The 20,220-nt window shown below is 70.2% G+C and carries 14 protein-coding genes and 2 pseudogenes; 8 read left to right on the top strand and 8 right to left on the bottom strand.

What is annotated here, in order from left to right; translation table 11 throughout:
* Positions 1-35 precede the first annotated feature (35 nt).
* Positions 36-551: pseudogene (locus tag IF11_RS0114105) on the top strand (ATP-binding cassette domain-containing protein); the annotation flags it as partial.
* 62 nt (positions 552-613) lie between these two features.
* Here the strand turns inward: IF11_RS0114105 and IF11_RS0114100 are convergent.
* The gene (locus IF11_RS0114100) at positions 614-1,360 is read right to left on the bottom strand and encodes an SDR family NAD(P)-dependent oxidoreductase (RefSeq protein WP_030351906.1); all 747 of its coding nucleotides are present in this window, start codon (positions 1,358-1,360) and stop codon (positions 614-616) included.
* Positions 1,361-1,513: 153 nt separating this feature from the next.
* Positions 1,514-2,149: an acyl-CoA-like ligand-binding transcription factor gene (locus tag IF11_RS0114095; protein ID WP_030351905.1), complete on the bottom strand. Its 636-nt coding sequence runs from the start codon at positions 2,147-2,149 to the stop codon at positions 1,514-1,516.
* A 238-nt stretch (positions 2,150-2,387) separates the two neighbouring features.
* Here IF11_RS0114095 and IF11_RS42050 point away from each other — a divergent pair.
* Positions 2,388-2,603: pseudogene (locus tag IF11_RS42050) on the top strand (hypothetical protein); the annotation flags it as partial.
* Here IF11_RS42050 and IF11_RS0114090 read toward each other — a convergent pair.
* The gene (locus IF11_RS0114090) at positions 2,567-3,286 is read right to left on the bottom strand and encodes a DUF2848 domain-containing protein (RefSeq protein WP_030351904.1); all 720 of its coding nucleotides are present in this window, start codon (positions 3,284-3,286) and stop codon (positions 2,567-2,569) included. The pseudogene IF11_RS42050 and the gene IF11_RS0114090 overlap by 37 nt on opposite strands.
* A gap of 178 nt (positions 3,287-3,464) precedes the next feature.
* Here IF11_RS0114090 and IF11_RS0114085 point away from each other — a divergent pair, with 178 nt between their 5' ends.
* The 3 genes from IF11_RS0114085 to IF11_RS0114075 all read left to right on the top strand — a co-directional run bounded on the left by IF11_RS0114085 (position 3,465) and on the right by IF11_RS0114075 (position 6,761).
* Entirely contained in the window at positions 3,465-4,790 is a 1,326-nt protein-coding gene (locus IF11_RS0114085) for an MFS transporter (RefSeq protein ID WP_030351903.1), read from the top strand.
* 89 nt (positions 4,791-4,879) lie between these two features.
* Positions 4,880-5,698: a carbon-nitrogen hydrolase family protein gene (locus IF11_RS0114080; RefSeq protein WP_030351902.1), complete on the top strand. Its 819-nt coding sequence runs from the start codon at positions 4,880-4,882 to the stop codon at positions 5,696-5,698.
* Positions 5,699-5,993: 295 nt separating this feature from the next.
* Positions 5,994-6,761, top strand: a complete 768-nt coding sequence (locus tag IF11_RS0114075) for an NPP1 family protein (RefSeq protein WP_030351901.1) — start codon at positions 5,994-5,996, stop codon at positions 6,759-6,761.
* A gap of 28 nt (positions 6,762-6,789) precedes the next feature.
* Here IF11_RS0114075 and IF11_RS0114070 read toward each other — a convergent pair whose 3' ends face one another.
* Positions 6,790-7,419, bottom strand: coding sequence for a GntR family transcriptional regulator (locus IF11_RS0114070; RefSeq protein ID WP_030351900.1), 630 nt, complete (start codon positions 7,417-7,419; stop codon positions 6,790-6,792).
* Positions 7,420-7,645: 226 nt separating this feature from the next.
* Between IF11_RS0114070 and IF11_RS0114065 the strand changes: the two genes are divergently transcribed.
* From IF11_RS0114065 to IF11_RS0114055, 3 genes are all read left to right on the top strand, one after another.
* Positions 7,646-9,913, top strand: coding sequence for a HelD family protein (locus IF11_RS0114065; RefSeq protein WP_030351899.1), 2,268 nt, complete (start codon positions 7,646-7,648; stop codon positions 9,911-9,913).
* A 134-nt stretch (positions 9,914-10,047) separates the two neighbouring features.
* Positions 10,048-10,662, top strand: a complete 615-nt coding sequence (locus IF11_RS0114060) for a TetR/AcrR family transcriptional regulator (protein WP_030351898.1) — start codon at positions 10,048-10,050, stop codon at positions 10,660-10,662.
* Positions 10,663-10,757: 95 nt separating this feature from the next.
* Entirely contained in the window at positions 10,758-11,915 is a 1,158-nt protein-coding gene (locus IF11_RS0114055; protein WP_030351897.1) for a glycosyltransferase, read from the top strand.
* Between the two features lie 86 nt (positions 11,916-12,001).
* Here IF11_RS0114055 and glgB read toward each other — a convergent pair whose 3' ends face one another.
* The 4 genes from glgB to IF11_RS0114030 form a co-directional block, all read right to left on the bottom strand.
* Positions 12,002-14,518 (bottom strand): 1,4-alpha-glucan branching enzyme, encoded by a 2,517-nt coding sequence (gene glgB / locus IF11_RS0114050; RefSeq protein ID WP_206300694.1) that lies wholly within the window; start codon positions 14,516-14,518, stop codon positions 12,002-12,004.
* Between the two features lie 175 nt (positions 14,519-14,693).
* The gene (locus IF11_RS0114045) at positions 14,694-16,199 is read right to left on the bottom strand and encodes a maltokinase N-terminal cap-like domain-containing protein (RefSeq protein WP_037727696.1); all 1,506 of its coding nucleotides are present in this window, start codon (positions 16,197-16,199) and stop codon (positions 14,694-14,696) included.
* 247 nt (positions 16,200-16,446) lie between these two features.
* A complete protein-coding gene (gene treS / locus IF11_RS0114035; RefSeq protein ID WP_030351894.1) occupies positions 16,447-18,168 on the bottom strand; it encodes a maltose alpha-D-glucosyltransferase in 1,722 nt (573 codons plus the stop codon).
* Positions 18,165-20,162, bottom strand: a complete 1,998-nt coding sequence (locus IF11_RS0114030) for an alpha-1,4-glucan--maltose-1-phosphate maltosyltransferase (RefSeq protein WP_030351893.1) — start codon at positions 20,160-20,162, stop codon at positions 18,165-18,167. Before IF11_RS0114030 ends, treS begins: the two co-directional genes overlap by 4 nt.
* Positions 20,163-20,220 lie beyond the last annotated feature (58 nt).

The raw sequence follows: 20,220 nt of genomic DNA, 5'->3' as shown, positions 1-20,220 counted from the left end.
GCGCAGAAGCCGGCCCCTGCGAAGAAGCAGACGTCTACATCGGCGCGGAGCGCGACACGCTCAGCGGCATCACGTTCGCCGCCCGGCCCGGGGAGTTCGTACTGATCACAGGGGCCGGCGGGGCCGGCAAGTCGACCGTGTCCAAGCTGCTGCCGCGCTTCTACGACCCGGCCGAGGGGTCCGTACGCCTCGACGGCGTACCGCTGGACGCCGTCCCCGTGACCTTCCTGCGCGAGCAGATCACCCTGCTGCCGCAGGAGACGCTGATCCTGCACGACACGATCCGCGGGAACATCGCGTGCGGGCGGCCGGGGGCCACCGACGAGGAGGTGGTGCGGGCGGCCACGGACGCCGCCGCGCACACCTTCATCTCCGCGCTGCCCGACGGCTACGACACCCCGATCGACCCGGGCACGGCCCGGCTGTCCGGCGGGCAGCTCCAGCGCGTCGCCATCGCCCGCGCGATGCTGCGCGACGCGCCCGTACTCGTCCTGGACGAGCCCACCACCGGCCTGGACGCGCTCGCCGCCAGGCGGGTCATCGGGCCGCTGTGTGGCGCCGGGTTCCCCTGAGGGGGCAAAGGCCCGGCACCACTCCGCGCAGTCTTACGGCGTCAGGAGGCGATGAGTCCACCGTCGATGACGTGTTCCATCCCGCTGACGTACGACGACTCGTCAGAGGCGAGGAAGAGCACGAGGCTGGCCACCTCGTCCGGGTCGGCCAGGCGTCGCAGCGGGACCGTGTCGGCGACGCCGCCGCCGTTCTCGTCAGTGGCCTCAATCATCATCGGAGTCTTGATGTATCCGGGGTGGACGGAGTTGACCCTGATCTGGTCAGGGCCGAACTGCACAGCCACCTGCTTCGTCATACCGCGGGAGGCGAACTTGCTGCCGACGTAGGCGATACTCGGGGCTCCCACGACGGAGACCATGCCGGCGGTGGAGCTGATGTTGACGATGGATCCGCCACCCGCCTTGCGCATGGAGGGGATGACGGTCTTCATGCCCCAGACCTGGGAGTGCTGGTTGACCGCGACAACCTTGAGGTAGTCGTCCGGCTCGATCTCCACCACATCCGCGATCGGGCCGAGGATGCCGGCGTTGTTGACGAGGATGTTCACGGGTCCGAAGACATCCTCGGTTCGCTCGACCACTGCGAGCCATTCCTCAAGAGAGGAGACGTCATGGCGGATGAACAACACATGGGGACTGAGTTCGGCGGCGATTTTCGCGCCGCGCTCCTCGTTGAGGTCGGTGAGGACGACCTTCGCGCCCTCCTTGACGAAGCGCCGGGCGTGCGCCTCGCCCATGCCTTGCGCTGCTCCGGTGATGATGGCGACTTTGCCGTCAAGCTTGCCCATCTCGGGTCCGTTCTTCTTCGCTGTCCGTGGACCGCGGCTCGCGGTTCAGGGTCGACAGTGTCTCGACGTCAAGACATCTTCGGCGCGGCCCACATTACTGGTACTCAGTACCAAAAACAATCCCTCCCCCAGGTGATTGCTCGCGCCGGCGCATCACACCTCGCCGGATGCGGCGAGCTGAACGTCCATCCACTGCTGCAACGCATCGCAGAGGGGGCGCAGCACCGCGTCGAGTTCCGGCAGCAGGTCCGCCGATGGATTGTCGACCGGTAGCCAGCGGCGCAAAACCGCGAGGAAAGCAGCTTGAACGGCTGCTCCGGCGGTCTGGGGCACGAGGTCCAGGGGTTCCAGGCCGTGCCGCCGTGCGATGTGGTCCGCGACGACCCCAGCCCAGTCGAGCCAGTGCGCCGCCGCCTCGCCACTGAGGTCCGGGGAAGAGTCGAGGATGGCGAACCTCTCCATCCAAAGAGCCGAAGCATCAATGGATCGGGCGAGGTTCGCGACCACCTGTTCGCGGACGGCAGTCATCGTCGCCGCATCGCGGTCCGCCCCCTGAAGCGACTGGGTGAGCCGGTGCGTGTGGGCATCGAACTCCGTCCAGATGATCTCCGACTTCGAACCCCAGTAGCGGAACACACTGGTGCGGCTCACCCCGCTGGCGTGAGCGATCATCGGAATCGTGGTCGCAGCGAACCCGTGTTCGCGAAACAGCCGGATCGCCTCACGCTCAATCGCTTCCCGCGAAGAAACCCGAGGTCGGCCACGCTCTCGTGAGCTGGTTGCCATCATCCGACACACTTTGACACACTCCACCGACACCCCATCCGGCCCAAGCCGAAGAAGAGCGATGGCACCTGGCGGCAGGTGGAGGGAACCCACCCACTCGCCGATCTCGGGTGTCATGACGGCGTGCGGGTCGTTGTCTTCGGAGAGGATGAAGTCGTCGAGTTCGGACTGGCCCGATGGCAGCTCGTCGACGTTGGTGTAGAGGTCGTCCTGGTGGTCCAGGTCGCGGACGGCGACCGCGCTGAACCTGGCCCCGGACGCCGACCGCGTCCTGGTCCTGGACCACGGCCGGATCGTCGAGTCCGGGACCCATCACGAGCTGCTGTCGCGCGGCGGCGCGTACGCCCGGCTGTACGGCTCGCGGAACCCCGAGCGACGGAACCCCGCGCGACCTGACACAACGGCCGGGCCGGAGGCCCCTCAGCCGATGGGCGCCGGCATCCGCACCACGTCGTAGGCCAGCTCGATCACGTCCCCCGTGGCCGGGTCGCCCAGCTCGACCCGCCAGCGGTCGGCGAACTGGTCCACGCCCTCGGCCATCGGGATCGTGCCGGAGATCAGCACCGTACCCGGCACCAGATCGCCGCGCTCCCGCAGCACCTCGGCCCAGTAGCCCGGAGTGAGCAGCTCCGCCAGCGTGCCGTCCTGGATGAGGGTCTCCTCCCCGGAGCCGGCGTCCCCGGCGTCCCCGGCGTGCCCGGCGTGCGCCACCCACGCCCGCAGCGTCAGCGCGTCCAGCCGTTCCTGTACGTCGGCCAGCCGCCAGGCGCGCCGGGCCAGCACGTCCGGGCTCGCGTTCTTGCTCCACGCCACGCCGTGCACCTCCAGCTCACGGTCGGTGTGGTCGCAGGCGGCCGTCAGCAGCAGCTCCCCGTCGGCGTCCACCACCAGGGCCCATTCCGCCTCGCCCGAGGTGCGCCCGTGCTGGACGCTGACCTGATCGGTGTGCTGGGCCAGATACGGGGAGACCGGGTAGAGGGCGGGCGTCACCGACGGCGCCGGCACCCCCAGCTCGGCGAGCTCCGCCACATGCGCGGCGACATCGTCCTGGCTGCGTCCGGCGTAGCCGGCGTTGAGCACCTGGACGACATCGACGCGCCTGGTGGTGCCGTCGGGCAGTTCGAAGGTCAGCAGCGCCATGGGTTTCTCCACATCGATCGCGGTATCGGCGAGGTTAACTTTGCGCGGAAGGCTTGCGCATACGACCTGTATACAAGAAGTATGCCGGAAGGTCGATAGCGCACCTCAGCAAGGACGGACAATCGTGAAGAACACCGCGAACATGGACACGAGCAGAGGCAAGGGCAAGGACAAGGGCATGGAAACGCAATCGTTCGGCGGGTCCGCGGTCCGCCGCGCCTTCTTCGCCAGCCTCACCGGGACCGCCCTGGAGTGGTACGACTTCGCCATCTACTCCGTGGCCGCCGCGCTGGTCTTCGGCGATGTCTTCTTCCCCTCCGAGGACCCCGCCACCGGCACGCTCCTGGCCTTCTCCACCTACGCCGTCGGCTATGTCTCCCGGCCCCTGGGCGGCTTCGTCTTCGGCCGCCTCGGCGACAAGATCGGCCGCAAGAAGGTCCTCATCGCGACCCTCGTACTCATCGGGGCGGCGACCCTCCTGATCGGTCTGCTCCCCTCCTACGCCACGATCGGCGTGGCCGCGCCCATCGCCCTCGTCATCCTCCGCTTCGCCCAGGGCGTCGGTGTCGGCGGCGAGTGGGGCGGGGCCGTACTGCTCTCCAGCGAGTTCGGCGATCCGCGCCGGCGCGGTTTCTTCGCCTCGGCCGCCCAGATCGGCCCGCCCGCGGGCAACCTGATGGCCAATGGCGTACTCGCCGCCCTCGGCGCCATGCTGACGGAGAGTCAGTTCACTTCCTGGGGCTGGCGCGTGGCCTTCCTGCTCTCCGGGGTCCTGGTCGTCTTCGGGCTGTGGATCCGCGCGAAGCTTGAGGAGACCCCGGTTTTCAAGGCGATGGAGGCCGAGCAGACGCGCCCCGAGGCGCCGATCCGTGAGGTCTTCACCACGCATCCGCGCGCGCTCGCGGCGGCGATCCTCAGCCGGGTCGCCCCGGACGTGCTGTACGCGCTGTTCACCGTCTTCGTACTGACCTACGCGACCGGCGAGCTCGGCATGTCGCGCGGCTCGGCGCTGGCCGCCGTCCTGATCGGCTCCTCGCTCCAGGTCTTCCTGATCCCGCTGGCCGGAGCCCTCTCCGACCGGGTCAACCGGCGTCTGCTGTACGGCGTCTCCGCCGTGGCCGCCGGCGTATGGCCGTTCCTGTTCTTCCCGATGACCAGTGGCGGCAACTGGCCGCTGCTCGCGCTCGGAGTCGTGGTGGCGCTGGCCATCCACTCGCTGATGTACGGGCCGCAGGCCGCCTTCATCGCCGAGCAGTTCTCCCCGCGTCTGCGCTACACCGGCTCCTCGCTCGCGTACACGCTGGCCGGGGTCATCGGCGGAGCCGTCGCGCCGCTGCTGTTCACCGCGCTGCTCGACGCGTACGACTCCTGGATCCCGCTGGCCCTCTACGTCGCGGTGACCGCGGTGGTCACGGTCACCGGCCTGTGTCTGGGCCGCGACGGGAACCCGGCCGACGACGAGGAGCTGAGCGGTACGGAACAGCCCGCCCGCGTGGGGGCGTAAGCGGTACGAAGGTACGCACGTACACCCCCCACCTCAGTCCCCACCCCGTACCCCGCACCCGCACCCGCACCCGAGAAGGGAACCACCTCATGCGCATCGCGCTGAGCCAGCTCACCACCGGCCCCGACCCCGAGCGGAACCTCGAACTCCTGAGCGCCGAGGCCCACCGCGCCGCGGCCGAGGGTGCCCGCGTCATCGTCTTCCCCGAGGCCGCGATGGCCTGCTTCGGCACCCCCCTGGCGCCGCTCGCGGAACCGCTCGACGGCCCCTGGGCGACGGCGGTGCGCCGGCTCGCCGAGGAGACCGGACTCGTCGTGGTCGCGGGCATGTTCACGCCCGCCCCGGACGGCAAGGTGGCCAACACCCTGCTCGCCACCGGCCCCGGCGTCGAGGCGGCCTACGACAAGATCCATCTCTACGACGCCTTCGGCTTCGCCGAGTCCGACACCGTGGCGGCCGGCTCCGAGGTCGTCACCATCGAGGTGGACGGTGTCCGGATCGGCCTCGCCACCTGTTACGACGTCCGCTTCCCCGAACTGTTCCGGGCGCACGCCGACGCCGGAGCCGTACTCTCGCTGCTCCCGGCCTCCTGGGGCGCCGGTCCCGGGAAGCGCGAGCAGTGGGAACTGCTCATCCGCGCACGGGCGTTGGACGCCACGCTCTGGCTCGCCGCCGTGGACCAGGCCGATCCGGCGGCGTTGGGCACGCCGGGGGACGAGGCCGCGAAGTCGCCCGCCCCGACCGGGATCGGCCACAGCGCCCTCATCGGACCCGACGGGACCGTACGCCAGAGCCTCGGCGCCGGCCCGGGGCTGCTGCTCGCGGACGTGGACCTGGACGAGGTCGCGGCGGTCCGCCGTGCCGTACCGGTGCTGGCCAACCGCAGGCTGAAGCCAACCGCAGGCTGAGCAAACCGAGTTGACCGACGCGGGTGCGCACGCATCGGCGCTTCGGTGCTCAACTCGGTTGCCGGTAGCCGCACTTCGCCGCGACTTCCCCTCGTCCCGCTTCACTTCGGCGTCCTCTGCCGTCACACTTCACTCAGCGTGTCACTCCGGTTTCCTTCGCCCCCCTCTGTATTGGCTGACCCTTCATCGCTCCGACATCCGGCGATGCTCGACGCGTCAACGAGGGCGGGCGAAGCTGAGCCGGGCATGTCAACCGGACCGCGTACCCCACATCGCGGCCGATCAGGAGGACGCAGTGAAGAAAAGCTCGCGCATCCGCAAGGTCTCGCTCATCTTCGGCAGTGCCATCGCGCTGGTCATCGCCGTGCCGGGCAGCGCGCTCGCCGATCCCCCCAAGGCCCTGCCCGCCAACGCGGACGGACTGGAGCAGACGTTCCAGCCGGCCTATGACTACGACACGGATGGCTGCTACCCCACGCCCGCCATCGGCCCCGACGGGACCATAGCCCCCGGCCTCAACACGACCGGGGCCGTCAACGGTTCGTGCCGCGACTCATGGGACCTCGACAACACCAACGGATACGCGCGGTCCAAGTGCAACAACGGCTGGTGCGCGATCATGTACGGCCTCTACTTCGAGAAGGACCAGGCCGTGGCCGGCAGCGGGCTCGGCGGGCACCGTCACGACTGGGAGCATGTCGTGGTGTGGGTGAAGGACAACGTGGCGCAGTACGTCTCCACCTCCGCCCACGGCAACTTCAACATCCACACCCGTGACCAGATCCGGTGGGACGGGACGCACCCGAAGGTCGTCTACCACAAGGACGGCATCAGCACGCACTGCTTCCGCGCCGCGAACTCGAACGACGAGCCGCCGGAGAACCACTACGGGAGCTGGCAGTTCCCCACGCTGGTCGGCTGGAACGGCTACCCCGCGGGTCTCCGCGACAAGCTGAGCCAGGCCAACTTCGGCAGTGCCGTCTTCGGCCTCAAGGACGGCAACTTCAACTACCACCTGGAGAAGGCGAAGCCGGTCGGCATCCCCTTCGACCCCAACGCCTGACGAACGAGGCCGGTCAGTACGTACGTGTCTAACCGGCGAGCAGGACCTTGAGCGTCGTCTCCAGGTGACTGTCGATCGCGCTGTGCGCGGCCGGCCGGTCACCGGAGGCGATCGCCGCCAGGATCGCGCGATGCTCGGTCAGTACGGACTCCTGCCGCCCCTGCTGGTTGTACAGCGCCACCACCCCGGCCCGGATCTGCCGGCTGCGCAGCCCGTCGTAGTGCCGGTTGAGCAGCGAGTTGCCCGCCGCGGCCACGATCGTGGCGTGGAAGAGATGGTCCACCGCGATGAACTCCCTGGCGTGCTCGGGCCCGCTCAGGGTCCGCTGCCGCTCCAGGAGCCCGGTCAGCTCGGCCACCAGCGCGTCCCGGTCTCCCGGGATGACCTGCTCCGCCGCGTACCGCTCCACGATGCCGCGCAGCTCCATCAGTTCGGTGATCTCCCGCCCCGACAGCGGTACGATCTGCGCCCCGCGCTTGGGAACCAGCCGTACGAGATCCTCGGCGGCGAGCAGTAGTAGCGCCTCGCGGATGGGGGTACGGGAGACCCCGATGCGGTTCGCCAGCTCCTGCTCGGAGAGGAACTCACCCTGTCTGTCCGGGTCGGTGAGCACGTTCTCCTTGAGGAACGCGTACGCCTTCTCCCTGCCCGACGTCATGACTTCCCCCACAGCGAAGGTTGCATACAACGAGTATACAGATGCCCTGGGGGCCCGGGACCCGCGAAAAGGGTGCGGGACGCACAAAAAAACCCCGGAACCGAATTGACGGCCGGGGTGTTCCTCTGCGTATATTAATTGTTTCCATGTCTTGAATTAGTAATGACATGGACCAGGTCACTGGAAAGCAGCGTATCGGACAGGGGCTGAATTGTCAACCGAGGAATTGCAGAATGAGCAGCAATTCGTCTCCCTCCTCTATGAGCGTCTCGATGCCTTGAGGGAGCAGGCCGAGACGGCCGTGGAGGCGTCGATCGGCCAGGTCAACACCGGGCGGCAGGCCCGCGTCGAGCGCGATATCAGCGTCGCGGAACACTCCGGCCGTGTGTCCGCGCTGAATGCGGTGGAGTCCGGTCTGTGTTTCGGCCGGATCGATCTCAGCGAGGGGACGACCCATCACATCGGACGCATCGGAATGCGCCGGGACGACCCGGAACGCACCCCGCTGCTGATCGACTGGCGGGCCCCCGTGGCACGCCCCTTTTATCTCGCCACCGGCCATTCCCCGATGGGGCTGCGCAGACGACGCCATCTCGCCACCGACGGGCGCCGCGTCACCGCGCTCCATGACGAGATCATGGACCTCACCGACACCACCCGCACCGGCTATGAGGACCCGGACGGCGACGCCGTACTGCTCTCCGCGCTGAACTCCGCGCGTACCGGGCGGATGAGCGACATCGTGCAGACCATCCAGGCCGAGCAGGACCGCATCATCCGCGCGCCGCACCGCGGTGTGCTGGTGGTCGAGGGCGGTCCCGGCACCGGTAAGACCGCCGTCGCGCTGCACCGTGCCGCGTATCTGCTCTACGCGTACCGCGAGCAACTGGCCCGCCGCGCCGTGCTGATCGTCGGCCCGAACCCCGCGTTCCTCGGCTATATCGGCGAGGTGCTGCCTTCGCTCGGTGAGACGGGTGTGCTGCTGTCGACCGTGGGGGAGCTGTTCCCGGGCGTACGGGCCACCGGTACGGACACCCCCGAGGCGGCCGAGGTCAAGGGCCGGGCGGACATGGCGCGCATACTGGCCGAGGAGTTGCGCGGCCGGCAGTCGCTGCCCCGCCCCGTCCTGGAGATCGCGCACGCCGAGTACGGCACGCTCGTGCTCGACCGCGACACGGTGTACGAGGCACGGCAGCGCGCCCGGGACACCGGACTGCCGCACAACCAGGCCCGGCCGACCTTCGCCTTCCGGATCATCGACGCGCTCACCGGACAGCTCGCGGACCGGATCGGCGCCGACCCGCTCGGCGGTGCCAACCTCCTCGACCCGGCGGACATCGCCCAGCTCGGCAAGGAGATCGCCGTCAGCCGCGAGGTACAGGCGGCGATCGACTCGCTGTGGCCGACGCTCACCCCGCAGCAGCTCGTCTCCGACTTCCTGGCGGATCCGGGCGCCCTGCTCGGCTCGCGCGACGCCGCCGCCGTACGCCGCTGCGGGCCCCGGACCGGCGCCGACGCCAGGATCGACTGGACCCCCGCCGACGTACCGCTGCTGGACGAGGCGGCCGAACTGCTCGGCGAGGACGACAGCGCGGCCCGCGCCGCCGCCGCGCTGGAGCGCCAGGAGCGGATCGCCTACGCGCAGGGTGTGCTGGAGCTGTCGTACGGCTCCCGTACGCAGGAGTTCGAGGACAGGGACGACGACGAGTCGGAGGTCCTCGCCGCGCACGACATCATCGATGCCGAACGGTTCGCGGAGCGGCACGAGGAGACCGACACCCGCAGCGCCGCCGAGCGGGCCGCCGCCGACCGCACCTGGGCCTTCGGCCATATCGTCGTGGACGAGGCGCAGGAACTCTCCGCGATGGCCTGGCGGTTGCTGATGCGCCGCTGCCCGAGCCGGTCCATGACCCTGGTCGGCGACCCGGCCCAGACCGGGGACGCGGCGGGCTGCGACTCCTGGCAGCAGATCCTGGAGCCGTACGTGCAGCAGCGCTGGGAGCTGTCCAAGCTGGGCGTCAACTACCGTACGCCCGCCGAGATCATGGAGGTCGCGGCGGAGGTACGGCGTATGGCGGACCCGCTCTTCGAGCCGCCGAGGTCCGTGCGCGCGACGGGCGAGGGGCCGCTCGTACGCTCCGCCAAGCCGGGTGATCTGGCCCGTACGGCGGCCGGACTGGCGGTCGAGCACCCGGGCGAGGGCCGGCTCGCGGTGATCGCCCCGGCCGCGCTGCTGCCCGGGCTCGCGGCCGAACTGCCCGACGCCTCCTGGGGCATCGCACCCGATCTGACCCGGCCGGTCGTGCTGCTCAACGCGCGGCAGGCGAAGGGGCTGGAGTTCGACACGGTGATCGTCGTCGACCCGGAGGCGATCATGGACGGCTCGCCGCGCGGCACCAACGATCTGTATGTGGCGCTGACCCGGGCGACCCAGCGGCTCGGGATCGTCCGCGACGCGGAGGTCCCGTCCCGGCTGAAGACGGCCACGCTGTAGGCCCGCCCGGGACGCGGGGCGGACGGCGCGTACCCCTGCGCGCGGTCCGCCCGCGCGTGGTCGTATTCACCGGAGTCCGGCTCCGGTCATCACAGTGATGGCGAGATGAACGGGCTGCTCCTAAAGTGAGCCGGATGAGCACTCGCCCCTATCGTTCGTCCGTACGGGAACAGGCCGCCGGGCTGACCCGGACGGCGATCCTCGACGCCGCCGAGCGGCTGTTCGCGGAGCACGGCTACGCGCGGATCACCATCGTCCGGGTCGCCGAGGCGGCTGACGTGGCCGCCAACACCGTGTACGCGGCCTTCGGCACCAAGGCCGGGCTCGTCGTCGCGCTGATGGAACGCGGCGCGGCCGAGCCGGCCATCGGCCGCGCGCTCGACCGCGTGAGCAAGGCGGCCGACGGCGCCGAGGCCGTGCGGCACGCCGCCAGGGGGACGGGGGAGACGGTCCGCCGCCATGTGCGGGCGATGGAGGTCCTGTACGACAACGAGAGGGCCGATCCGCTGATCGCCGAGGCGGTCCGTTGCGCGGACGACCTGCAACGCGCCCGGCTCGGTGAGATCGCGGACCGGCTGGTGGAGCTCGGCGCGCTCCGGGAAGGCATCGGCCGGGCCGGGGCCGCCGATGTCCTCTGGTACTACCTGGGCCAGTCCTCCTGGCGGCGGCTGCGCCGGATGGGCTGGAGCTGGCAGCGAGCAGAGGAGTGGCTGGCCAGCCAGGTCGCCATGGCACTGCTCCGGCCATGACACCGCTCCGGCCATGAGGGCTCCGGCCGCCCGGCGGAGCGGCCGGCTGTCCGGATTCCGCTCCCTGAATTCAGTGGAGCAATACCCTGATCAATATGCGGATACTCTTCTCAAGCACCCCCGCCCATGGTCATCTGCTCCCGCAACTCCCCCTCGCCCGCGCGTTCCGTGAGCGAGGTGACGACGTGGTGTTCCTGACCGCGGGCGCGCTCGCTCCCGTACTGGCCCGGGAAGGCTTCGACGTACTGCCGGCGGGACCGGCCATCGATGTGCTGGTGGCGGAAGCCGCCCGCAGGACCGGCAAGGACCCGGCGAGCGAACCGACCCCGGAAGTGGCCGCCGAGCTCTTCGCCGGAGCCCGGGTCGACCTCACCGCGGACGAGGCACTGCCCGCCGCCCGCGACTGGCGGCCCGAGCTGATCGTCACCGAACTGTGCGACTTCGTGGGCCCGTTGGTCGCCGCCGCGCTCGATGTGCCGGTGGCGACCCTCGCGTACGGTCCCGCCATGCTGCCCGAGTTCACCGCGGCCATGGACGCGGTGGTCAGCAGCCGCTACACCGACCGCGGTCTGACGCCCCGCCCCGCCGCCCACTACCTGGACACCTGCCCGCCCGCGATGCAGCAGGACGGCTGGCAGCCCCCGACGGGACGGCTGCCGCTGCGCCCGGAGCCCCACGGGCAGTCCGGACAGCGGCCGTCGGAGCCGGCCGCGGCGAAGGCTCCGGCCGATCCGGATCAGCGGCGTCCGCGCGTGCTGGTGACCTTCGGCACCGTCTTCTCCGCGCCCGAGGTCCTCAGCCCGATCCTGCGTGAACTGTCGGCGGGGGACATCGAGTTGCGGGTCACGCTGGGACTCACCGCGTCCGCCGGGGACTTCGACGTCGACCACGACCGGGTGACCTTCGTCGGCTTCACCCCGCTCAGCGAACTGCTGCGTGACACGGACCTGGTGGTGACCCACGGCGGCGCCGGTACCACGCTGGGCACGCTCGCCGCGGGCATCCCGATGGTGATCGCTCCGCAGGGGGCCGACCAGTTCGTCCAGGCCGACCGGGTGGCCGCCGCGGGCGCCGGACTCGGCCTCCCGCGGGGTACGGCCACCCCCGAGGGAGTCGCCAAGGCCGCGTCCGCCGTCCTGGCGGACCAGGGCTTCCGGGCCGCGGCCCGTACGGTCGCCGACCAGATCGCGGCGATGCCGACCGCCGCCGAGGTGGCCGCGACGCTGGCGGCGGAGCCGGTGCCGGCGGTCTGAGGATCAGGCGTCCCGTCCCAGCACAACGAGGTGGCGCCGCCCAGGACTTCGGGCGGCGCCACCTCGTCATGCGGCAGATCCTTCTGTCAGACCGGCCGCAGCCAGACCGTCGCCAGCGGCGGCAGCGTCAGCTGGAGGGACACCGGCCGGCCGTGCGCCGCCACCGGCTCGGGCTTCAGCGGGTCCGCGTTGAGCACATCGCCGCCGCCGTAGCGCGCCGCGTCCGTGTTGAGGACCTCCGTCCAGGCGGAGAACTCCTCGGGCACACCGAGCCGGTACTGATGGCGCACCACCGGCGAGAAGTGCGAGACCGCCAGCAACGGCGAGCCGTCCGCGTCGAACCGCAGGAACGCGAAGACGTTGTCCTCGCCCGCGTCGCCGTCCACCCACGCGAAGCCCTCCGGGACGGTGTCCCGCTGCCAGAGGGCGGGCGTCGCGCCGTACACCGTGTTGAGTTCGCGGACCAGATCGCGCACGCCCCGGTGGTCGGGCTCCGCCTCGTACGACGGATCGAGCAGCCACCAGTCCGGGCCATGGCCCTCCGACCACTCCGCCCCCTGGGCGAACTCCTGCCCCATGAAGAGGAGTTGCTTGCCGGGGTGGGCCCACATGAAGCCGAGATAGGCGCGTTCGTTGGCGCGCTGCTGCCACCAGTCACCGGGCATCTTGGAGACCAGCGCGCGCTTGCCGTGCACCACCTCGTCGTGCGAGATCGGCAGCACGTAGTTCTCGCTGTACGCGTACACCATGGAGAAGGTCATCTCGCCGTGGTGGTACTTGCGGTGGACGGGCTCCTTGGAGACATAGTCCAGGGAGTCGTGCATCCAGCCCATGTTCCACTTCAGGCCGAAACCGAGCCCGCCGAAGCCGTCCGGGCCGACATAGTGGGTGGCGCGCGTGACCCCGTTCCAGGCGGTGGACTCCTCGGCGATGGTCACCACACCCGGACAGCGCCGGTAGACGGTGGCGTTCATCTCCTGGAGGAAGGCGACGGCGTCCGGATTCTCCCGGCCCCCGTGCTCGTTCGGGGTCCACTGGCCCTCCTCGCGCGAGTAGTCGAGGTAGAGCATCGAGGCGACCGCGTCGACCCGCAGTCCGTCGACATGGAACTCCTCGCACCAGTACACGGCGTTGGCGACCAGGAAGTTACGGACCTCCGTGCGGCCGTAGTCGAACTCCAGCGTGCCCCAGTCGGGGTGCTCGGCCCGCTGCGGGTCCGCGTGCTCGTACAGCGGACGGCCGTCGAACTGGGCCAGCGCCCAGTCGTCCTTCGGGAAGTGGGCGGGCACCCAGTCGACGAGCACCCCGATGCCCGCGCGGTGCAGGGCGTCCACGAGATACCGGAAGTCGTCCGGGGTGCCCATCCGGGACGTCGGCGCGTAGAAGCCGGTGACCTGATAGCCCCAGGAGCCGCCGAAGGGATGCTCGGCGATCGGCATCAGCTCGACATGGGTGAAGCCGAGGTCCTTGACGTACGCGGGCAGCTGCGAGGCGAGCTGACGATACGTCAGACCAGGTCGCCAGGACGCCAGATGGACCTCGTACACCGAGAACGGCGCCTCGTGCACGGAACGGTCGGCGCGGTGCGCGAGCCACTCCTCGTCGTGCCAGACGTGGTGGGACTCGGTGACGACGGACGCGGTCGCGGGCGGTACTTCCGTGCGCCGCGCCATCGGGTCGGCGCGCAGGGTGTGCGAACCGTCGGGCCGTGTGATGTCGAACTTGTAGAGCGCGCCGTCACCGATCCCCGGCACGAACAGCTCCCACACCCCGGTGGAGCCGAGCGAGCGCATCGGGAGGCTCGTACCGTCCCAGTAGTTGAAGTCACCGGCGATCCGGACGCCCCGGGCGTTGGGCGCCCAGACGGTGAAGCGGGTGCCGGTGACGCCCTGGTGCGTCATGATCCGGGCGCCGAGGGCTTTCCACAGCTCCTCGTGCCTGCCCTCGCCGATCAGATGCAGATCCAGGTCCCCGAGGGCGGGCAGGAAGCCGTACGGATCGCGCACCTCCAGCTCGTCCAGCTCCTGCGTGGCGTCGCTGTACCGGACGAGGAGCGTGTACGCGGGCACCGCGCGCAGCGGCAGCACGCCCGAGAAGAAGCCGTCGCCGTCGTCGTTCAGCTCGGCTCTGACCTCCAGCCCCTCGGCGACGACGGTGACGGCGCGGGCGTACGGCCGCAGCGTCCGGAACGCGACACCGTTCGGCACGGGATGCGCCCCCAGCAGTCCGTGCGGATCGTGGTGCGCACCGGAGAGCAGCCGCTCCCGGTCGCCGCTGTCCAGCGGTCGCGCGGCCCGCACCCGACGGCCACGGCCCGGTTCCTTGCGCGGGCGGGGCGCCGTGGGAGCCGCCGGGGCCGCGGGCTTCTCAATAGCGGCGGGGGCGGCGGGGGCAGTGGCGGCGGCCGGGGCAGGCGGGGCGGGCGCGGTCTGCGGTGCCTTGCGGCGCGCGGGCTTCTTCGCCTTCTTCCCGGCGGACTTACCCGCCCCCGCACCCGCGCGCGCGGCCCCGGCGGCGGGCGCCGGGACCGGGAGCGAGGCGGTGGGAAGCTCGGGCTGGGGCGAGCTGTCGGACGAACGGTCGGACGGCGTGCGGGCGGTCACGGGGGCTGCCTCCTCGGCTGGGCTTCGCTGCTGGACGGTCGATACGGGTGGGGAGAGCGGGACCACGGGGGACGGTGACGTCAGTAAACGGTCAGAGACGGACAGGGAGGAACGGAGAGGGACGAGGGAGCGGAGGATCGTTTCGGTGGAGGCCGCCGGGCTCAGGCCGGGTGCGTCAGGCGCCCGCGGCCAGCCGGCGGATCGCCGCCATCGGGACCGGCAGCCAGTCGGGGCGGTGCCTCGCCTCGTACAGCACCTCGTAGACCGCCTTGTCGGTCTCGTACGCGCGCAGCAGCTCGGGCTCCGCGCGCGGATCGGTGCCGGCGGCCGTCGCGTACCCCTCGCAGTACGCCTCCCGGCAGCGCGCCGCCCAGTCCGGGCGCCATGGCTCGTGGGAGCGGGCCGCGTAGTCGAAGGAGCGGAGCATGCCCGCCACATCGCGGACCGGCGGCTGCGGGCGGCGGCGTTCGGCGAGCGGTCGGGCGGGCTCGCCCTCGAAGTCGATGACCGACCAGCGGCCGTCCGGCGTCCGCAGGGTCTGGCCCAGATGCAGATCGCCGTGGACGCGCTGCGCGGGCCGGCCGCGTCCGGCCTCGTCGAGCCCGGCGAGCGCGTCGAAGGCGGTCCGCAGCGCGGCGGCGTACGGCATGAGCGCGGGCACCGCGCGCGCCGCCGACTCCAGGCGCTCGGCCATCCCGTCGGCCAGCTGCGCGGTCTGTCTGCGGCCCAGCGTCACGGTTGGCAGCGCGGCGGCGAGCGCGATGTGCACCTCGGCGGTGGCCCGCCCCAGCGCGCGGGCCTCCGCGAGGAACTCCCTGCCGTGGGCGAGCGAGGAGAGCGCCAGCTGCCAGCCGTCCTGCGAGCCGCGCAGATAGGGCTGGAGCACGCCGAGCGTGAGGGAGTCCCCACTGCCCGACGGGTCGGCCGCCTCGAACCAGCCGACCGGCGCGGGCACCCGCTCGCACCCCTCGGCGGCCAGCGCGAGCGGCAGCTCCAGATCGGGGTGCGGGCCGGGGAAGACCCGGCGCAGGATCTTCAGGATGTAGGCGTCCCCGTAGACGAGGGAGGAGTTGGACTGCTCGGCGTCGAGCAGCCGGCCGCTCAGCCCGGCGGGGACGGTGCTCGCCCGGTCGAACCGCAGCGGCCCCAGCGCGCCGGGCGCGCGCAGCCGCTCCAGCAGCAGTTCGGCCAGATGGGGGTCGTGCAGGCCCTCGTAGACGGTACGGCCGGCCAGCGGCCCCTGCGTGGCATGGCCGATCAGCGCGGACGCGAGGCGCGGCGGCAGCGCCTTCCGTACCCCGAGCAGCAGCTGATAGCAGTCACCGGCCGGCGACGGGACCCCGGAGTGGGTGGAGGACGGCGACGAGGGAATCGACCGCGGCGGACCGGAGGTTCCGCGCTGCTCGACCCGTACGAGCAGATGCAGCAGACCCGGACCACCCGCGTCCATCGGCAGCAGTTCGGTGACCGTCACCGGCACGAAGCCGGTGACCGGACGGCCCTTGCCCGCGAACCAGCGCTGACGGGGCAGCCAGTCATGGAGCAGCGGAGCGAGCGAGCCGACCAGCGTTCTCGCGTCGGCGGGAGACAGGGCCGGCGACACGGGCGGTGCGACGGGCGGGGCAACGGGCGAAGCAGTTGCGGGGCGCGGCGTGATCCGGGTGGATGCAGCCTTCGACATGGCATCGCGTCCTTTCCCCGGGCACACCACAGGATGCGCAGAGTGTCCCGGATTGCGGCAATGGCTGTCCGGCTGTGCGGGACGTGTCGGGTGAGGATGATCCGTACGGATCGATTCCGTACGAACTCAATACGAATTTGATCGAATCGATCGAACTGGATGTGGAGGAGCGTGCCCCGTGCGGGGCGGTGGAAACCGCCCGGCACGGGACCGCGGTCAACACCGCGTGAACGAGTGAGCGGTGGTGTTACACCGTGGTGTCCTTGCGCAGCCGGAACCAGTAGAAGCCGTGGCCGGCCAGGGTCAGCAGATAGGGCCACTCCCCGATCGCGGGGAACCGCACCCCGCCGATCAGCTCGACCGGACAGCGCCCGCTGAACTCCTTCAGATCCAGCTCCGTCGGCTGCGCGAAGCGCGAGAAGTTGTGCACACAGAGCACCAGATCGTCGCCCTCGCCCTGCTCGGAGGGCGCCTCACGGAGAAAGGCGAGCACGGCCGGGTTCGACGACGGCAGCTCGGTGTACGAGCCGAGGCCGAAGGCCGGGTTCTGCTTGCGGATCTCGATCATCCGCCGTGTCCAGTGCAGCAGCGAGGAAGGCGACGCCATCGCCGCCTCCACATTGGTGACCTGGTAGCCATAGACCGGGTCCATGATCGTCGGCAGATAGAGTCGGCCGGGGTCGCTGGACGAGAAGCCCGCGTTCCGGTCGGGCGTCCACTGCATCGGGGTCCGTACGGCGTCCCGGTCGCCCAGCCAGATGTTGTCGCCCATCCCGATCTCGTCCCCGTAGTAGAGGATCGGGGATCCCGGCAGCGACAGCAGCAGGGCGGTGAACAGCTCGATCTGGTTGCGGTCGTTGTCCAGCAGCGGGGCGAGCCGGCGCCGGATGCCGATGTTGGCCCGCATCCGCGGATCCTTGGCGTACTCCGCGTACATGTAGTCGCGCTCTTCGTCCGTGACCATTTCGAGCGTCAGCTCGTCGTGGTTGCGCAGGAAGATGCCCCACTGGCAGCCGGTCGGGATCGCCGGGGTCTTCGCCAGGATTTCCGAGACCGGGTAGCGGGACTCGCGCCGTACGGCCATGAAGATCCGCGGCATCACCGGGAAGTGGAACGCCATATGGCATTCGTCGCCGCCCGCCGTGTAGTCGCCGAAGTAGTCGACGACATCCTCCGGCCACTGGTTCGCCTCGGCGAGGATGACCGTGTCCGGGTAGTTGGCGTCGATCTCCTTGCGTACCCGCTTGAGGAACTCGTGGGTGGCCGGGAGGTTCTCGCAGTTGGTGTTCTCCTGCTGGTACAGATACGGCACGGCGTCCAGCCGGAAGCCGTCGATGCCCAGGTCCAGCCAGAAGCGCAGCGCGGAGATGATCTCCTCCTGCACCGCAGGGTTCTCGTAGTTGAGATCCGGCTGGTGGGAGAAGAAGCGGTGCCAGTAGTACTGCTTGCGCACCGGGTCGAAGGTCCAGTTGGACGTCTCCGTGTCGACGAAGATGATCCGGGCGTCCTGGTACTGCTTGTCGTCGTCGGCCCAGACGTAGTAGTCGCCGTACGGCCCCTCGGGGTCCTTGCGGGACTCCTGGAACCAGTCGTGCTGATCACTCGTGTGGTTCATGACGAAGTCGATGATCACGCGCATACCGCGCTGGTGCGCGGCGTCGACGAACTCCACGAAGTCGGCGAGATCCCCGAACTCGGGGAGCACCGCCGTGTAGTCCGAGACGTCGTAGCCGCCGTCGCGCAGCGGCGACTTGAAGAACGGCGGCAGCCAGAGGCAGTCCACTCCGAGCCACTGGAGATAGTCCAGCTTGGCCGTGATGCCCTTGAGGTCGCCGATGCCGTCGCCGTTGCTGTCCTGGAACGAACGCACCAGGACCTCGTAGAAGACAGCACGCTTGAACCAGTCGGGATCGCGGTCCTTGGCCGGGGTGTCCTCGAACGTGTCGTGGACGGGCTCATTGACGATCATGATGTGGGTGACCCTCCGATCGGCGGGGACGGTCGCAGAACCACGACATGCGCGGGCGTGACGCCCGGCTCTAGGCGCACGTAGGTGGCTCTGCCCCAGTGATAGGTCTCGCCGGTGAGCTCGTCGCGCACCGGGACGGTCTCGTGCCGGTCGAGGCCGAGCCGCTCCATGTCCAACGAGACCGTCGCCTCCTGGGTGTGGTGAGGGTCGAGGTTGACGACCACCAGAACGATGTTCGTACCCGACCGTTTGCTGTACGCGACGACCGCGTCGTTGTCGGCGTGGTGGAAGTGGATGTCGCGCAGCTGCTGCAGGGCGGGGTGCCGCCGTCTGATCCGGTTGAGCGCGGTGATCAGCGGGGCGATGGTGCGGCCCTCGCGTTCGGCCGCTTCCCAGTCCCGGGGCCGCAGCTGGTATTTCTCCGAGTCAAGGTACTCCTCGCTGCCGGGCTTCGCGGGGGTGTTCTCGCAGAGTTCGTATCCCGCGTAGACACCCCAGGCGGGCGCCATCGTGGCGGCCAGCACGGCCCGTACCTCGAAGGCCGGCCGCCCGCCCTCCTGAAGATAGGCGTGCAGGATGTCGGGCGTGTTGACGAAGAGATTCGGCCGCATGTACGCGGCGGACTCACCCGACAGCTCCGTCAGATAGTCGGTGAGCTCCTGCTTCGTGTTCCGCCAGGTGAAGTACGTGTACGACTGCTGGAAGCCGATCGCGCCGAGCGTGTGCATCATCGCGGGCCGGGTGAACGCCTCGGCCAGGAAGATGACATCGGGGTCGGTGCGGTTGATGTTCGCGATGACCTTCTCCCAGAAGAGCACCGGCTTCGTGTGCGGATTGTCGACGCGGAAGATCCGTACGCCGTGGGCCATCCAGTAGCGCAGGATCCGGCTGGTCTCCCGGACCAGACCGCGCAGATCGCTGTCGAAGGCGATCGGATAGATGTCCTGGTACTTCTTCGGCGGATTCTCCGCGTAGGCGATGGAGCCGTCCGCGCGGTGGTGGAACCACTCGGGGTGCTTCGTGACCCAGGGGTGGTCGGGGGAGCACTGGAGCGCGAAGTCGAGCGCGACCTCCATCCGCAGCGTGCGGGCCGTCTCCACGAAGTGGTCGAAGTCCTCGATCGTGCCCAGATCGGGGTGGATCGCGTCATGGCCGCCGTCGGCCGAGCCGATCGCCCAGGGCACACCGACATCCCCGGCGGCGGGGGTGAGGGAGTTGTTGGGGCCCTTGCGGTGTGTGGTGCCGATGGGGTGGACCGGCGGGAGATACACGACGTCGAAGCCCATCGCGGCGACGGCGGGCAGCCGTTCGGCCGCCGTCCTGAACGTGCCGCTCACCGGCGGCTCGCCCTTCTTGACGACCGCGCCCTCCGAGCGCGGGAACAGCTCGTACCACGAGCCGAAGAGGGCCCGCCCGCGCTCCACCAGCAGCGGAGCGGGGCGCGAGGAGCTGACCAGATCGCGCAGCGGATGGCGGGAGAGGGCGGCGTCGACCTCGGGGGCGAGCGCGGCGTCGAGCCGGGCCCGCGCGGGCAGCGTCTCGTCACGCAGGGTGTCCGCGGCGGCGAGCACGGCCTCTCGGCCGTCACGTTTCGGTACGCCGTCGGCGGCCCGCTCGTACAGCGCGGCGCCCTCCGCGAGGACCAGGGCGATGTCGTGCTCGTCGGCGGCTGCCGGGATCTTGATGTTCGCGGCGTGGCGCCAGGTGGCGACCGGGTCGCTCCACGCCTCGACGGTGTAGGTCCAGCGGCCTTCCTCGGTGGGCGTGACCTCCGCGCCCCAGCGGTCGGTGCCGGGGGCGAGTTCACGCATTGGGGTCCAGGGGCCGGGGCGGCCACTGGGGTCCATGAGGACGACGTTGGCCGCGACGGCGTCATGACCCTCGCGGAAGACGGTCGCGGTGACCTGGAAGGACTCACCGCTCACCGCCTTCGCGGGGCGTCTGCCGCAGTCGACGAGCGGGCGTACGTCCAGGACGGGAATGCGACCAATCAGCGGTTTCACTGGATCACCTGAGGGCTGTGCGGGCGTGACAGGCAGGGCGGGTGGTGCG

This window comes from Streptomyces scopuliridis RB72 (assembly GCF_000718095.1).
GTDB classification, from domain to species: Bacteria; Actinomycetota; Actinomycetes; order Streptomycetales; family Streptomycetaceae; genus Streptomyces; species Streptomyces scopuliridis.
The sequence above is the reverse complement of the archived record's forward strand: the minus strand, read 5'-3'. Positions and strand labels throughout refer to the sequence as shown.

Excerpts from the sequence above, each read along its gene's own strand:
- IF11_RS0114100 (WP_030351906.1), bottom strand. The coding sequence starts at position 1,360 with ATGGGCAAGCTTGACGGCAAAGTCGCCATCATCACCGGAGCAGCGCAA.
- IF11_RS0114095 (WP_030351905.1), bottom strand. The coding sequence starts at position 2,149 with ATGATGGCAACCAGCTCACGAGAGCGTGGCCGACCTCGGGTTTCTTCG.
- IF11_RS0114090 (WP_030351904.1), bottom strand. The coding sequence starts at position 3,286 with ATGGCGCTGCTGACCTTCGAACTGCCCGACGGCACCACCAGGCGCGTC.
- IF11_RS0114085 (WP_030351903.1), top strand. The coding sequence starts at position 3,465 with ATGGAAACGCAATCGTTCGGCGGGTCCGCGGTCCGCCGCGCCTTCTTC.
- IF11_RS0114080 (WP_030351902.1), top strand. The coding sequence starts at position 4,880 with ATGCGCATCGCGCTGAGCCAGCTCACCACCGGCCCCGACCCCGAGCGG.
- IF11_RS0114070 (WP_030351900.1), bottom strand. The coding sequence starts at position 7,419 with ATGACGTCGGGCAGGGAGAAGGCGTACGCGTTCCTCAAGGAGAACGTG.
- IF11_RS0114060 (WP_030351898.1), top strand. The coding sequence starts at position 10,048 with ATGAGCACTCGCCCCTATCGTTCGTCCGTACGGGAACAGGCCGCCGGG.
- IF11_RS0114055 (WP_030351897.1), top strand. The coding sequence starts at position 10,758 with ATGCGGATACTCTTCTCAAGCACCCCCGCCCATGGTCATCTGCTCCCG.
- IF11_RS0114045 (WP_037727696.1), bottom strand. The coding sequence starts at position 16,199 with ATGTCGAAGGCTGCATCCACCCGGATCACGCCGCGCCCCGCAACTGCT.
- treS (WP_030351894.1), bottom strand. The coding sequence starts at position 18,168 with ATGATCGTCAATGAGCCCGTCCACGACACGTTCGAGGACACCCCGGCC.